At 47.7% G+C, this 14,853-nt stretch carries 13 protein-coding genes; 9 read left to right on the top strand and 4 right to left on the bottom strand.

Annotated elements, in window-relative coordinates; all coding sequences use genetic code 11:
- Positions 1 to 45: 45 nt before the first annotated feature.
- The 6 genes from pyrD (at position 46) to rmf (ending at position 7,089) form a co-directional block, all read left to right on the top strand.
- Entirely contained in the window at positions 46 to 1,059 is a 1,014-nt protein-coding gene (pyrD, locus tag BZG84_RS07105; protein ID WP_077678104.1) for a quinone-dependent dihydroorotate dehydrogenase, read from the top strand.
- A gap of 157 nt (positions 1,060 to 1,216) precedes the next feature.
- Complete coding sequence (locus tag BZG84_RS07110; protein ID WP_077456720.1) at positions 1,217 to 1,771, top strand: cell division protein ZapC; 555 nt, start codon at positions 1,217 to 1,219, stop codon at positions 1,769 to 1,771.
- A gap of 660 nt (positions 1,772 to 2,431) precedes the next feature.
- Positions 2,432 to 4,570 (top strand): bifunctional 23S rRNA (guanine(2069)-N(7))-methyltransferase RlmK/23S rRNA (guanine(2445)-N(2))-methyltransferase RlmL, encoded by a 2,139-nt coding sequence (rlmKL, locus tag BZG84_RS07115; RefSeq protein WP_077678105.1) that lies wholly within the window; start codon positions 2,432 to 2,434, stop codon positions 4,568 to 4,570.
- Positions 4,571 to 4,572: 2 nt separating this feature from the next.
- Positions 4,573 to 4,827 (top strand): glutaredoxin family protein, encoded by a 255-nt coding sequence (locus tag BZG84_RS07120; protein WP_077479178.1) that lies wholly within the window; start codon positions 4,573 to 4,575, stop codon positions 4,825 to 4,827.
- The gene (uup, locus tag BZG84_RS07125; RefSeq protein ID WP_077479179.1) at positions 4,814 to 6,736 is read left to right on the top strand and encodes an ATP-binding cassette ATPase Uup; all 1,923 of its coding nucleotides are present in this window, start codon (positions 4,814 to 4,816) and stop codon (positions 6,734 to 6,736) included. Before BZG84_RS07120 ends, uup begins: the two co-directional genes overlap by 14 nt.
- 182 nt (positions 6,737 to 6,918) lie before the next feature.
- Complete coding sequence (rmf, locus tag BZG84_RS07130) at positions 6,919 to 7,089, top strand: ribosome modulation factor (protein ID WP_077456710.1); 171 nt, start codon at positions 6,919 to 6,921, stop codon at positions 7,087 to 7,089.
- Between the two features lie 222 nt (positions 7,090 to 7,311).
- Here rmf and fabA read toward each other — a convergent pair whose 3' ends face one another.
- Both fabA and BZG84_RS07140 read right to left on the bottom strand, forming a co-directional pair.
- On the bottom strand, positions 7,312 to 7,827 hold the full coding sequence (gene fabA / locus BZG84_RS07135) for a bifunctional 3-hydroxydecanoyl-ACP dehydratase/trans-2-decenoyl-ACP isomerase (RefSeq protein WP_069587720.1): 516 nt from the start codon (positions 7,825 to 7,827) through the stop codon (positions 7,312 to 7,314).
- A 68-nt stretch (positions 7,828 to 7,895) separates the two neighbouring features.
- Entirely contained in the window at positions 7,896 to 9,551 is a 1,656-nt protein-coding gene (locus BZG84_RS07140) for an AAA family ATPase (RefSeq protein ID WP_077479180.1), read from the bottom strand.
- A 196-nt stretch (positions 9,552 to 9,747) separates the two neighbouring features.
- Here BZG84_RS07140 and matP point away from each other — a divergent pair, with 196 nt between their 5' ends.
- Both matP and BZG84_RS07150 read left to right on the top strand, forming a co-directional pair.
- On the top strand, positions 9,748 to 10,197 hold the full coding sequence (gene matP, locus BZG84_RS07145; RefSeq protein ID WP_077678106.1) for a macrodomain Ter protein MatP: 450 nt from the start codon (positions 9,748 to 9,750) through the stop codon (positions 10,195 to 10,197).
- A gap of 59 nt (positions 10,198 to 10,256) precedes the next feature.
- Positions 10,257 to 10,547 (top strand): DUF3634 family protein, encoded by a 291-nt coding sequence (locus BZG84_RS07150; RefSeq protein ID WP_069587715.1) that lies wholly within the window; start codon positions 10,257 to 10,259, stop codon positions 10,545 to 10,547.
- Between the two features lie 292 nt (positions 10,548 to 10,839).
- Here BZG84_RS07150 and BZG84_RS07155 read toward each other — a convergent pair whose 3' ends face one another.
- Both BZG84_RS07155 and BZG84_RS07160 read right to left on the bottom strand, forming a co-directional pair.
- Complete coding sequence (locus tag BZG84_RS07155; protein WP_077678107.1) at positions 10,840 to 12,963, bottom strand: hybrid sensor histidine kinase/response regulator; 2,124 nt, start codon at positions 12,961 to 12,963, stop codon at positions 10,840 to 10,842.
- A 2-nt stretch (positions 12,964 to 12,965) separates the two neighbouring features.
- On the bottom strand, positions 12,966 to 14,156 hold the full coding sequence (locus tag BZG84_RS07160) for an FIST signal transduction protein (RefSeq protein ID WP_077678108.1): 1,191 nt from the start codon (positions 14,154 to 14,156) through the stop codon (positions 12,966 to 12,968).
- Between the two features lie 200 nt (positions 14,157 to 14,356).
- Here BZG84_RS07160 and BZG84_RS07165 point away from each other — a divergent pair, with 200 nt between their 5' ends.
- Complete coding sequence (locus BZG84_RS07165; protein WP_131826263.1) at positions 14,357 to 14,851, top strand: hypothetical protein; 495 nt, start codon at positions 14,357 to 14,359, stop codon at positions 14,849 to 14,851.
- The last annotated feature ends 2 nt before the right edge of the window (positions 14,852 to 14,853 follow it).

Genomic DNA, 14,853 nt, shown 5'->3' on the forward strand with positions numbered 1-14,853 from the left:
TAATCTAGCCCCGTTTATAACGGGGCTTTTTTATTAGGAGGGATAATGCTATACCGCCTCGCCAGACCGGCAATCTTTCAATTGGATCCAGAAAAAGCACACGACTTAACGATCAGCTCGCTTTCCCGTTTTCATTCGACCCCCCTTCGTTTTATCTACTCTCAGCATCTTCCTCCTCGTCCTGTTACCGTTATGGGACTCAACTTCAAAAACCCCGTTGGCCTCGCCGCAGGGCTTGATAAAAATGGTGAGTGCATAGAAGCGTTTGGAGCGATGGGGTTTGGCTTTGTCGAAGTCGGAACGGTGACACCACGACCACAACCAGGAAATGATAAGCCGCGATTGTTCCGCATCAAAGATGCAGAGGGGATTATTAATCGCATGGGCTTTAATAATCTGGGTGTGGATGCGCTGATTGAAAACGTTAAAAAAGCCAAAGGGTTTGATGGGATCCTTGGTATCAATATCGGCAAAAACAAAGATACGCCGATTGAGAAAGGCACGGACGACTATGTCATTTGTATGCAAAAGGTATATGCGCACGCCGATTACATTGCGGTGAATATCTCGTCTCCCAACACGCCTGGGCTGCGAAGCTTGCAATACGGTGAAGCGCTAGATGAATTGCTGAGCACCTTGAAAGCGGAACAAGCACGCTTGAGCGAAGRGCAGGGCAAGTATGTGCCGCTTGCGGTCAAGATAGCACCTGATCTGACTGAAGAGGAAATTGAGCAAGTTGCGCAAACATTAGTGCGAAATCAAATTGATGGAGTGATCGCGACGAACACGACCTTAGATCGCGCATTGGTTGACGGTATGCCACATTACCAAGAAGCGGGTGGCCTCAGTGGTCGACCTGTTCAACTGAAGAGTACCGAGATTATTCGCCGTCTTCACCAAGCCCTAGAGGGTGCCTTACCCATTATTGGGGTCGGCGGGGTTGATTCGGTGATGGCGGCTCGCGAAAAAATGGCAGCGGGTGCTGCACTGGTACAAGTTTACACTGGACTGATTTATCACGGTCCGGGCTTAGTGAAGCAATTAGTACGCAATATCTAACCATCACTAAAATTTTGTATAAAAAATAAAGGTTTTAACGCGAAAAGGGGAAGGTTTCTTCCCCTTTTTTTTTGCCCTTAAGCCATTACACTTCGGGAATGTGGCACATTTGGCAAAGCCAGATACCCCATTAGATGTATCGTCGCGGGAGCTGAGTATGTTAAAACCTAACAATGCATGGACATGGTATTTCGACACCGAGTCGGAATCGCTAATGCTTGATTTGGGCGATGACATGCTATTTCGCGTCGCCATCAGTGCCAAACACCTCATCCCCGATGCGTTCTCTGAGTCCCCATTCTCTGTAGAGGACGCATCCCTTTTTCAGAGCATGACAGATACTTTGTCATGCCTCGATTTGTCGGCTCCTCGGCGAGCCGAACTCGCTTTGAACGCAGTGGCAGCCTATCGCTTCCACAAACCTATCTTACCGAAAAGTTGGTTTTTTGACCCTCAGCTTGAACCGCTCTCAGCACCTGAGTGTGGGCAGGTTGTGGAGCTTCAAAGCCAAGCGGGAGATAGGGCGCCATTTCTAATCATAGAAAACGCAGGCTCGGCTTCATTGTGCATGCTCGCTCGTGAGGCCGATTTTCAGCTTAGCGACAATAAAACCTTGGCGTTTTGTGGTGCGATTAAAGTAATGAACGACCGGTTATCTCAATTCATACCTCAAACAAATAACCGAAAAGGTCGATTTGCGTTAGTGGGCTGAGTACCATTTTTGGTACCAGCCCACGCTTTATTTGCTTCCTACCTCTCATAATCTCCGTTCATCATTCATGAATTTTCTCCGCTTCTTTGGCTAAATTCGTTTCTATTTACGAACAGCCTAACGATTAAAATGTGATCTATATCTACTGATTGAACAAAATTCGTGCGAAAAGTCGCACCACTATGGGGCCAATCTGACTTAAAAAACACCGTTATTGCGGCAATCTATTACCGTTTCCTTCCTATTTTCCCGTGCTATACGCTTTTAAATATATCTCATGGTCTATACCAATTTGGGTGGGCGTTGTTGTTGCCTGATGGGATTTAATCTGTCTATTTAAAAACACGATGGCCTTGTTTGCGTGAGTTTTGTTCATAGTGAATGCTTACCAATGGCTATATAGAGTCGCCGACAACCCTTGCCACGAAAGGGATTCATGCTGGTGTTTCTATTTGGAAACAGACTTTGATTGCGGACAGACACACTTGTGTCTTGATGGAAACAGTTGTCTTGGTTGGATTGATTCTTATCAGAAACAAATCGGTGGTGATTATTTCAACAATCAATGTGGATGATGTGGCTTAATCCCACGAGTAGGTTCAGTTTGATGTATAATCGGCGCCAATTTGATAAATGACGCCCCAAGGGTGTAGAGAACCAATGAAATACTATCTCGCGATAACCGCTCGAGGCCTCGAGCACTTGCTTGCACAAGAGCTAGAACAACTCGGTGCCACCAACCTCAAACAAGTTCACGCAGGCGTGAAGTTTAAAGCCGACGACGCAACCCTGTATCAGTGTTGTTTATGGAGCCGTATTGCTTCTCGCTTTGTGTTGGTACTGAGTGAGTTTACGGTGCGCGATGATATGGATCTCTATCTCGGCGCCACTGCCATCAATTGGCCGGATTACTTTCATTCCAGTCAGCGTATTGCCGTCGACTTTAACGGGACTAACCGTGAAATCCGCAACAGCCAATACGGTGCACTGAAAGTAAAAGACGCTATCGTCGATAAGTTTGAAAAAATGAACTTCCCTCGACCGAGTATCGATCGCGAGCAGCCCGATTTACGCATTCACATGCGCTTATCTAAAGAGCAGGGCGTGCTCGGTATCGATATGGTTGGCAGTGGTTTGCACCAACGCGGATATCGTACACAAGCTGGTGCGGCGCCATTGCGTGAAACCCATGCTGCTGCACTGGTAAAACGTTGTGGTTGGCAGCCTGAACAACCGTTTATGGATGTGATGTGTGGTTCAGGCACTTTGGTGATTGAAGCGGCGATGATCGCGGCGAACGTGGCTCCGGGCTTGAAACGGAAACGTTGGGGGTTTGAATCATTACTTGGGTTGGACAGTGACGCTTGGAAGAGCATTAAAGCTGAAGCGAGCGTTAAAGCAAAACGTGGCGTGAGTCAGTGCCAAACCCGCTTTTTTGGCTTTGATAATGACCCGCGGGTGGTCGAAACGGCGAGGGCGAATGCAAAACGCGCTGGGGTTGGCGAACTGATTACGTTTGACGTTGCCGATGCCACTCAGGTTACGCTACCTGAAGGCTTTACTGGCGGCCATATTCTCTCCAACCCACCTTATGGTGAGCGTCTTGGCACAACCCCAGGTTTGATTGCGCTATATACCCAACTTGGTGATCACCTCAAGCAGAGTTTTGCCGGTAATCAGGTATCACTGTATTCAGGCTCTGAGGAGTTGCTGAGCTGTTTACGTATGCGCGCGGATGACAAGTTCAAGCTACGCAATGGCGCGATTGATTGCGTAATGAAAACATATGGTATTACCGCGCGTGGCGAGAAGCCCCGATCCGATCAGGATAAAGAGGCGCACGGGAGCACGGATGTCGCGCCCGACTTTGCCAATCGCTTGCGTAAAAACATGGCCAAGTTAGATAAATGGGCGAAAAAAGAAGGGTTAGAATGCTATCGCCTATACGATGCGGATTTGCCGGACTATAAAGCGGCCATTGATCGCTATCGTGACTATTTAGTCATTCRAGAGTATGCCGCGCCCAAGACGATTGAACCAGAGAAAGCGCGTCGTCGTTTGCTGGATATGGTTCGAGCATCGATCGCGGTGACCGGAATTGACGTCAACAAAGTTGTCCTCAAAACCCGCGAAAAACAAAAAGGGAATAACCAGTATCAGAAGCTGGCGGCAGGCGAACGTACCATGACGGTCCATGAATATGGGGTTGCCTTGGAGGTTAACCTTTACGACTATCTCGATACCGGCTTATTCCTCGATCATCGCCCAACGCGCAAACTCATTGGCCAGAAAGCCGCGGGTAAAGACGTGTTAAACCTTTTTGCCTATACCGGCAGTGCATCCGTCCACGCGGCGGTTGGGGGCGCTCGCTCAACAACCACGGTCGATATGTCCAAAACCTATTTGGCCTGGGCCGAACGTAATATGAAGCTCAACGGCATTGTGGGTCGTCAACATCAATTTGAAAATGCCGATTGCTTGCAGTGGATAAGCCAATCAGATCGCCAGTTTGACTTGATTTTTATTGATCCACCGACGTTTTCTAACTCCAAACGCATGAACACGACGTTTGATGTTCAGCGCGATCACGTCGATGTTTTGTTAGCACTGAAAGAGCGGCTTCGCCCAGACGGTGAGATCATTTTCTCTAACAACAAACGGCATTTCAAAATGGATACCGACGCGCTGGCTGAAGCTGGCTTACGCGTTGAAAATATAACTAAGCGCTCGATACCAGAAGATTTCGCGCGCAATCCTCATATTCATAACTGTTGGATCATTCGTCACCAAGAGGCCTAAGTATGGCATTAATGCTCTACAGCACGGAAGGCTGTCACCTCTGTGAGCAAGCCTATGAACTCTATCAGTCGTTGGGGTGCCAGACACCCCTCGACACCCAAGATATCGCCTTCGATGACAATTTATTTGAGCGTTACGGTGTCACTATTCCTGTGATTGCCGTGCTGACGCCGGGAGGACAGGTGAGGGCAGAGCTTGGCTGGCCATTCGATTCAACACAATTACAGGCTTGGTTAATAGAACATGGCATTGATTAAAATTACCGGCGCACAGTTAGCGTACGGCGATAATCCTCTACTCGACAACACGGACTTTATTTTACAACCGGGCGAACGCGTATGTTTGGTGGGACGCAACGGCGCGGGAAAATCGACGTTGATGAAGGTGCTTGACGGTCAAGTTCAACTGGATGATGGCTCGATTCAACGCCAATCTGAATTAAAAGTCTCGCGTCTTGAGCAAGATCCGCCGCGCGACAGCGATGGTACTGTCTTCGATTATGTCGCCGAAGGGTTGGCCGAGGCGGGCGCGAAACTCAAGGAATACCACCAGTTGATCGCGACGATCGAAACCGATCCTAGCGATCGCAACATTGCCGCGCTTGCGCGTGTACAAGAAGCTCTTGACCATGCAGACGCGTGGCGTTTCGACAATCAGATTATGGTGGTATTAGGCGCATTAGGTTTAGACGGCAACACCGCATTAAATGCACTCTCGGGAGGTTGGCAACGTAAAGCTGCACTAGCGAGAGCATTAGTCTGCGAGCCCGATGTACTGCTGCTTGATGAGCCAACAAACCACCTTGATGTATCGACCATCCTGTGGCTAGAACAGTTCTTAAAAGACTTTAAAGGCGCCATTGTCTTTATATCTCACGACCGTTCTTTCATTCGAGCCATGGCAACGCGTATCTTAGATCTCGATCGCGGCAAGCTGTCTTCTTGGCCCGGTGATTACGACAAGTATCTCGAAGGCAAAGAGGAAGCCCTGCGCGTTGAAGCGGAGCAAAATGCCGAGTTTGATAAGAAACTCGCGCAAGAAGAAGCGTGGATTCGACAAGGCATCAAGGCGCGAAGAACGCGTAACGAAGGGCGAGTGCGTGCGTTGAAGGCGTTACGACAAGAACGCGCCAGTCGGGTTGAGTTACAGGGTAACGCGAATCTCCAGCTCGATGATGCATCTCGCTCCGGTAAGATTGTCTTTGAGGCTGAGAACATCAGCTTTACCTATCAAGAGCAACCCTTAATTAAGCCTTTTAGCTTTACTGTCATGCGTGGCGATCGCATTGCATTGATTGGTCCCAATGGGTGCGGAAAGAGTACGCTATTAAAGCTCATGCTTCAGCAACTCGAGCCTGACACTGGCCATTTGCACGTTGGCACCAAGTTAGATGTCGCCTATTTTGACCAATACCGAGAAAAGCTCGATCCGGAAAAAACCGTGATCGACAACTTGGCGGGTGGGAAAACCGAAGTCGACGTTGGCGGCCGTAAACGCCATGTGATGGGCTATTTACAAGATTTCTTATTCCATCCTCGACGCGCTCAAACACCGGTCAAAGCGCTATCTGGCGGTGAAAAGAACCGGCTATTGCTGGCGAAACTCTTTTTAAAGCCAGCTAACTCATTGGTACTCGATGAGCCAACCAATGACCTTGATATTGAAACTTTGGAGCTACTCGAAGACTTGCTGTCGCAATTCCAAGGCACCTTGTTGCTCGTTAGCCATGACCGCCACTTTGTTGATAATACCGTAACACATAGCTGGATTTTCGAAGGCGATGGAACCATCAATAAGTTTGTAGGCGGCTACCATGATGCACAACAGCAGCGTGAGCAATTTTTGCAAGCGGTCGCACCGTCAAAATCCGACCCCAAGAGTGTAAAAAACACCCAAGATACGGAACAAAAGACGGCAAAACCTAAAGGTAAACCTCGTAAGTTATCTTATAAATTGCAACGAGAGCTTGAGGCCTTGCCAGCACTGCTTGAAGCGCTAGAAGCCGAAATCGACAGCCTACAAACAGAAATGAATGATCCTGAATTTTTCTCTAAAAGTCAGGAGGTTACTCAGCCAAAGCTCACAAGACTCTCGGAAGCCGAGCAAGAATTGGAGCAAGCCTTTGAACGGTGGGAAGAATTAGAGGCCATGCAGCAAGACATATAGTGACGTTGTCACTAATAGGCTTGGGCACGACTCACAATTTCATTGTCATTGGTGCGATATGTCTTGATTAAAAAATAATCATGATCGAAGCTGTAGAGGATGCTTCATAAAAACGTCACGGACAGAAGCATCCTTGCGATAGCAAGTAGCACTGAATAAGATGGAATWAAGAGGGCGACTCTATGAAAAGACAGAAGCGAGATCGTTTGGAACGTGCACAGTCAAAAGGCTTCCAAGCAGGTATCAACGGTCGATCGTCTGATATATGTCCTTACCAACAAACGGATGCAAGGAGCCACTGGCTTGGTGGCTGGCGTGAAGGCAGAAGTAATAAATCTGAAATGATGAAGTAATCATTTATTGCCGTGTTTTTGGCCTTATCGTTCGGGTAAGGCCTTTTTCTTGGTTGTTTAATGCACTATAACTTTATGTGTAAAGCAAAAATAAATCATACCTAACGAGTTCCCATTAAGCTAGATCACTAAATTCAATTTAAAAGTCTATTAAAGCGCGTCGGGGATAATAAAAAGCCGGCGTAGATGCCGGCTTGGAGAAGTGTAGAGATACAGTATTAGTTAGAATGCTGATGTATCTTGGAACAAACCTACTTTCAGGTCTTTGGCGACATAGATTTCTTTGCCATCGACAAGCACGCGCCCGTCAGCAACACCCATCACCAACTTGCGGTTAATCACTCGCTTCATGTGAATTTCGTAGCGTACTTGCTTGGCAGTAGGAAGTACTTGGCCGGTAAATTTGACTTCACCGACACCAAGCGCACGTCCTTTACCTTCGCCACCAACCCAGCCAAGGAAGAATCCCACAAGCTGCCACATCGCATCAAGACCTAAACAACCCGGCATCACAGGATCACCCGGGAAGTGGCAATCGAAGAACCAAAGGTCAGGATTAATATCGAGCTCGGCGATGATGACCCCTTTATCGAAATCTCCACCTTGTTCGGTGATTTCAGCAATGCGATCCATCATTAGCATGTTAGGCGCGGGGAGTTGCGGTCTGCCAGGGCCAAATAGTTCACCCTGGCTAGAGGCGAGAAGGTCTTCACGGTTATAGGAATTTTGGCGTTTCATTATATCTAAACTGCTCCTTATTCAATTGCGAGCAGATTAGCGTACACGTGTACGCCAAACAACTCGGATCAGTACTGGCCCAACCAGTTTTTTAATCGGCTAAACAAAGTGTTGCAGGTTTGTTTTTCACCATTATGAAAGTGATCGATCCTGTCAGAAATTTTGCCAAGTAATGTTTCGCCTTCGTCTCCTGAGAATGGGAGCCCAGTCACGATAGGAAGCGCTTGTTCGACATCATCAACTGCCCAAATATGAAATTGACCGGCTTTTATTGCATCCACGACATCTTGGCGTAGGCAGAGCGATGACAGATTTGTTTTCGGTAATACAATGCCTTGCTGACCAGTTAAGCCACGATGCGCACAAACTTGATAGTAGCCTTCGATTTTTTCATTGATCCCTCCCACGGCTTGCACTCGTCCAAACTGGTCGACAGCACCCGTAATCGCAATCGCTTGATTGATAGGTTGCAAGGAAAGCGCGCTAACAAAAGCACACAGCTCTGCCAAGGAAGCACTGTCACCATCGACCTCACAATAAGATTGCTCAAACACAATGGACGCTGAGTAGGGCAATGGTTCATCAAGATTGAGTGCGGCGCTAACAAAGGCCTGCATAATCATCATGCCTTTAGCATGGATATTACCCGCGAGTTCCGCTTTGCGTTCCACATCGGCAATGTCGCCGTCGCCAGAGTGTACAACACATGAAATACGTGCCGGTTCACCATAGCTCATGGGATGGCCAGGGACTTCAATGACAGTGAGACCGTTGATTTGGCCAATATGTTCACCGCGAGTATCAATAAATACTTGGCCTTTATGGATATCTTCAATCGCTCGCTCGGGTAAGTAGGCGGCACGTTGATAGCGCTCTGCTAATGCCTTAGCAATTGCGTCCCCGTCCAATTGATTTTCAGCATGCATAAGTGCTTCGCCAAGCAGCTGCTGATACCACACTGGGCACAAAGGCATACGGTGCTGGGCTTCGCTTTCTCGCGCTCCCGCTTGCATCAGTTGGACAATGGCAGTGTCAGTGATGCTTTTATCTGTTAACTGATTTGCAATGCCTTTTAGCCAAGCAAGATAGGCTTCAATATTGTTCTCATTGACTTCAATGTCTTGCTCGTACTCCGCGAATGCGGCGATACCATCGTACAAGTCAGGTTCATGAGTCTCAAAATCTGCTAACCATTGTCGATCGCCCACCAGTATCACTCGGACGCTGAGCGCCTCATCGGGCAATGTGGTCAGTTGATCGGCACGTGCTGTTTGCCAGGGTAAGCGACCCGTGGCGAGTAGCTGACGCAAACGAAGCCAAACACGCGGTTGTTGAAGCACATCTGCGATTTTGAGAATGATGGTGCCTTGGTGAGCTTGGTGAATTAAGCCAAATTGCTTTTGTGACGCTGTAACGTTTTTGTTTTCATCATAAGCAAAGCCGAATAGTGATGTTTCAGTGATGTTTTCACCCACAATCACAGGGGTAAGTGCATCAATTTGGGTTAACGCATCCTGGTACGCATTAAGATAGCCCGGCAAATCAGAGGACATGACGACTAAGCACTGTGTTGGACAGTCTGGTGTCATTAGCCACCGGAACGCGCGACCAAGTCGAGATTGGAGTGAGAATAGCTCAGCCGCTTCCAATGTCTCAAATTGAGCAATTGCTGGGGTAAACTGAGAATAATGTGGTTTGGCATCACGCCAATCAACTTCATGCATGTCTATGATTACTGACTAGGATTAGAATGGAACGAGTATAAAGGATAACACACTGGGCGAATAGGCATACTCGCATGGGCACACCGGTAAGCGATGGGCAGGGGATCGATACGCCGCTTTTACTATGTGTGATAATTGAACAGATTGACAGTTGGTGTTACGCTGTCACCAATCGGCGTGATCAAAGCTTGGGCATATGAAATATCAACAACTCGAAAACCTCGAAGCGGGCTGGAAATGGGCCTATCTAGTCAAAAAATGGAAAGATGGTGACACCGTCACAAAGTACATTGATAGTTCCGAAATACAAACGGCTATCGATGCGTTAATGGCGATTGAGCATGAGCCAACTCGCGTCAATCAATGGATTGAAAAGCACATGTCGCCAGCGCTCGATAATAAGCTTAAACAAGCGATTCGTGCCAAGCGAAAGCGTCACTTTAATGCCGAGCAAGAACACACTCGTAAAAAATCAATTGATTTGGATTACCGGGTTTGGGAACGGCTCTCACAAAAAGCGCATGAGCTAGACGCGACCTTATCCGATACCATCGAGTATTTGTTGTCCGAGGCAAACCGTACAGAGAGCGCAAGCAAGCAAGTAGATGCATTGAAGAAAGATTTGAGCAACTTACTCGATATGTAGCCGTTGGACAGATTGCATTCACAGCAAGAGTCTGACTCTGGAGCAGTTAGAGCAGTATTATGGGTTATTTTTTATTTATATCGTTCGCGATTTTTCTCGCGTTTATGTTGATTGATAGACCTTTGATTGTCATCGCATTTAAAGATGGACAGCTTGTTCGTCACAAAGGCAAAGTGCCAAAAGGTTTCTTGCATGATTGCCAAGAAATTGCCAAACGAAATCCGTTTACCGGAACCGTTAAAGTGTATAGCAACCGTTTTAAGCCGGCGAAATTGGTCATGTCACGCAGCATCGATAGTCGCACACAGCAGCGCATCAAAAACGTTTTTCCACATCAATCATTCAAATAGTGCTAGTTTTCGCTCAAATAACATGACTGTTGGAGGCGATAATCAACACGTCGCCTCTGTGTTAACCATTAAATCCAAGTGCGCATTATATATATTATGTTAAATATCATGTTTGGTTGATTGTGGCATCTATCGCATTAACAATGCTCTTCTCCACTTTATCCATGTCATTAAACGTAATTAGCTATTTACCATAAAATAGCTAATTACTACTTCTTTTAATCTGATTATCCCAGCTTGGTATAAACCGATTCAACTCATTGTAATTAGGCCTCGCAATCGTTAGCACGAGTTACTCGGTATGTACTCTGGGCTGGTAGTCACTGAGTACCGCATGGAGGCTTTCTGCTCTGACCGGTTTGGTGACGAAGTCGTTCATGCCGGCTTGAATGCAGCGGCGGCGATCTTCATCCATCGCGTTGGCTGTTAAAGCAATGATTGGCTTGTTAAAACCAGCCATCCGTAAGGCTTTGGTAGCGGCGATACCGTCCATCACTGGCATCGACATATCCATGAGCACTAAATCAAAATCATCGAGGCGTTGCTGAATATGGTGAACAGCTTCTTCACCGTTGGATGCCAGAATGACTCGATGGCCTTGCTTTTCCAGCATGAGTCTCACCACCATTTGGTTGGCGCGACTGTCTTCGGCCACTAAAATCGTCATCGGCGGTACGACATCGTGATGATACGCGTTCCTTTCTAGTTGTTCCGGCGGTAATGCGTCATCGGGAGGCGCAATAATGGGCAAACGGACACAGAAATCTGTTCCTTGGTTTAGCTCGCTTTGCACGCTGATGGTCCCGCCCATCATTTCAACCAGTTTCTTACAGATAGACAGCCCTAATCCCGTCCCGCCAAAACGGCGTGTGATACTGCCGTCTGCTTGAGTAAAGGGATCAAAGATCCGTGCGAGCTGGTTTTTTTCGATGCCAATGCCGGTATCTTTCACCCATAGCACCAGCGTGTGCTGTTCTGCATCAAGAGACACGGTGACACCACCACGATCGGTAAATTTGAGTGCGTTACCGATGAGGTTCAGTAAGATCTGTGTAAAGCGATTTTCATCCATAAAAATCGTCTCGGGAACCACAGATGAAACCGACACTGATAAGTAGATATGTTTTTTATCGGCGCGATCAACCAATTGCTGATAGACGTTTGTGACACTGTCACTTGGGCGCATAACGGAGGGAGACAGTGAAAAGCGATTGGATTCAATTTTCGATAGATCAAGCACATCACTAATCAGCGTTAAGAGCAACTGAGCCGATTTATCCATCTGCCCTACCCACGCCATTTGATCGGCATTGAGCGAAGAATGTTGCAGGGCGTCAATAAGGCCCAGCACCGCATTTAATGGGGTTCGTATTTCATGACTCATCACCGCCAAAAATTGCGACTTCGCATTATTGGCTAGCTCTGCTTGTTGGCGTGCTTGTTGCAGTTCTTCGACACGACGCTTGGTGGTGGTAATATCCTTGGCTGTGCCGCGATACCCCACTAACTCTCCCCGTTTATTATAGAAGGGGCGGCCCGACAAACTTACCCAGTAATCATTTGTACCAGCACGCATATGCCATTCAATATCACTGAATGCTTTCTCGTGGCGGATGAGTCGCTCTAAGCGTGCTTTAAGCGCCGTGTCTGATTTGATTTTATTAAGTAGCGCTTCCGGATCGATATCCGCATCGGTTGAAGGTGAAGAAAGGTAAGTTAGGTGAAAGCTATTATCCAATTCCCAAAACCAATCACTGGCTGTTTGGGCAAAATCTTGAAACCGTTGACGACTTGCATTGAGCTCTTGGGTGCGGATCCCAACCAGCGTATGCAGGCGGTGACGATAATCGATATCCATAATCGTCCGTTGGATTAATGGACGAAATCTGTCTAACACTTGCTGGGCTTCGTCGTTGAATGAATCGCGGCGATGCGACAGCAAGACCAACATAACTTCACTATCGTTAACAGTCAGGCCACTGATCAGTGCTGTTCCATTGATATATCCTGCATACTGGTGAGTTAAACAGTGCAGCTCTTTGACCAATCCTGGTTTATAAATCGCGACTGTCTCACCGCGGACGCAACGACGAAATACCTCCCCCGTTTGCCAAGTCACGGTTTCCAGAGAACTGTCTGTCGCTACGAGGCAGCGGAAGGCGTCTTCCGTTTCTCGATTGCGGCTCAAAGCTAAGGCGCTATCAAAACTGACATAGCGACGGATCACACCCAATAATGAAGCAAAGATATCCGTTTTCGTCGTCGCTTCTGTCATTGCCGAAATCGCAGATAAGATGGCATCGTTTTCTTCACGCAGACGCTTTTCTCTCGCCTCAACGCGACTGAGTTCAAACAATGTTTCTTGGAGCGATTCTGAGTCTGAGCGAGCAGACGCAGTGAGTCGTTGCGACGCCATGATTAATCCTTGTGAAATAGCACAGCTGAGATCATTAAATTACCGTGAGACAACTCGCCACCTTTGAACAAGCCCTGCTCGCCGAAGGTAAACGGACAAACGAAAGGCGCATCGTATAACGCAATATTAATATTGTGAGCCACCTGCTCTAGCTTGTCTTTGACATGTAGCATGCATCCTGCACAGTAAATCGCTAATCCCCCTAGGGGTTCAGGCTGCCGCAACGCATGATCATTGGCTGATTCCACTACTCGGCTAGCGCGCGCGACTAATCCTTCGCTGGTTCCAGACATCAGATACACCGATTGACCAACCTCGAGCTGAGAGAATAGCTCTAAATGGCCTTGTTCATTAAATGCCATTGGATGCGCCAATGTGTAATAAGGTAGACCATGAATCGTCCCTGTTTGCGTCCCCAAAGGATACAATGTGGATTGTGTGAACACCGGTTGTTGTGCATCGAAAGCGGTGCCGGTCTCAGCCTCGTACCATGCTTTGTAGACCTCTGCCGCAGGCTGGTGATCAAGACTTACTAGTTGACGCCCTCTTACATCAGTCACTGTTGCACTGCGCTGAGTAGCTGCGTAGCCGGAATGAAACGAGTAGCTGACTCTTGCTGACGGATAAAACACACTAACCGCTACCCCTGTATTTGCAGTGCGTTGGCTATCGAAGACACGCCATTGCCCTTGCACACTATCCGCGGCAGCTGAGCCACCGATCACCGGCACCGCAACCCCCAGTTCTTCTCGAATCGCGGCCAACGTATGTTCTTCTTCACCAGGGGTGCTGTGGAGTGCAATGAGTTTGGGTAACTCTCCACATCGGCCACTGTTTTCGATCGCTTGGTTCAAGGCAATACGCGCAGAGTCAGCGACTTGACGATGGGGTTCGTGCGGCACCAAAGCGGAACCATAGCATCCTTTCTCATCATTACACGCCCAGACAGCAATGGACGGCCCTTCTATATAGCCACTTTGTGTCATTACACCACAGCAAGTTGAGCAGCCGATCACTTGGGCGTCAGGAAACAGTTCAGTGAGTGTCTCTCGCAGCTGGTTGGCGTCATACTGCTCGGTAAAGTACACCATTAAGAGCTGTGGTGTGGTTAATCGTGCTTTTAGCGAACGAGCCAGGGCGTGTGCTGCTTGGCTCGCATCGCTTAGTCGCGTATGTGCTGTCGCTATTTTCATACAATCCGTATGTTTTAATGACACATTAATGAGTAAGGATAGTCATGATACGCACATTAGGCGCTGAATTCATCGCTTTAGGTGGCTGAAATTGCACCTTATCTCGCGTATCCTAAATCCAACCTTATTATGGATAGACGAAAAACATGGACTGTCGACCTATCGCACTGCTTGGTGGGGCCTGTAAACTTGGTGCCGTTTTGTCCCATCAACTTGCCGCTCAAGGCTTTATCCCTATCATTATCGATCATCGAATAACCAACGGCTTAAACATCGTCGCAGACGAGCCTCGTGCTCGCTTTCGTGAAGCGCAGCCTTCGGCGAGTGAAACCCTGACAGTGTTGGAAGAATGCTGTCGGCAAATAGGTCCTCTTCATGGTGCTGTTGTGCTCCTTGAGTATGGTGAGGCCTATTTATCTGCGGTTGGATGGCGTGCCTTGATGGCGTTCTGTATTCAAGAACCTGTATTTGTCACGATCCAATCACTCAATCCAAACGGCCCCGCACACAAACCCGATACAGAAATTGTGAAACGCTTTAACAGAGTTATTTTCAAGTCGGATCACACAATTAACACTGATGATGAGTCGTTGCTAGAAGGTAAAAAGTGCGAAGTTTTGTCATCCTTGACAGTGTTCTTAATGAGCGAAGATTCAAAATTCATTTATAATCAAATATTTAAGATATCCATTTAGAG

Origin of the sequence: Salinivibrio sp. PR932 (assembly GCF_001996125.1) — a bacterium.
Taxonomy (GTDB): domain Bacteria; phylum Pseudomonadota; class Gammaproteobacteria; order Enterobacterales; family Vibrionaceae; genus Salinivibrio; species Salinivibrio proteolyticus.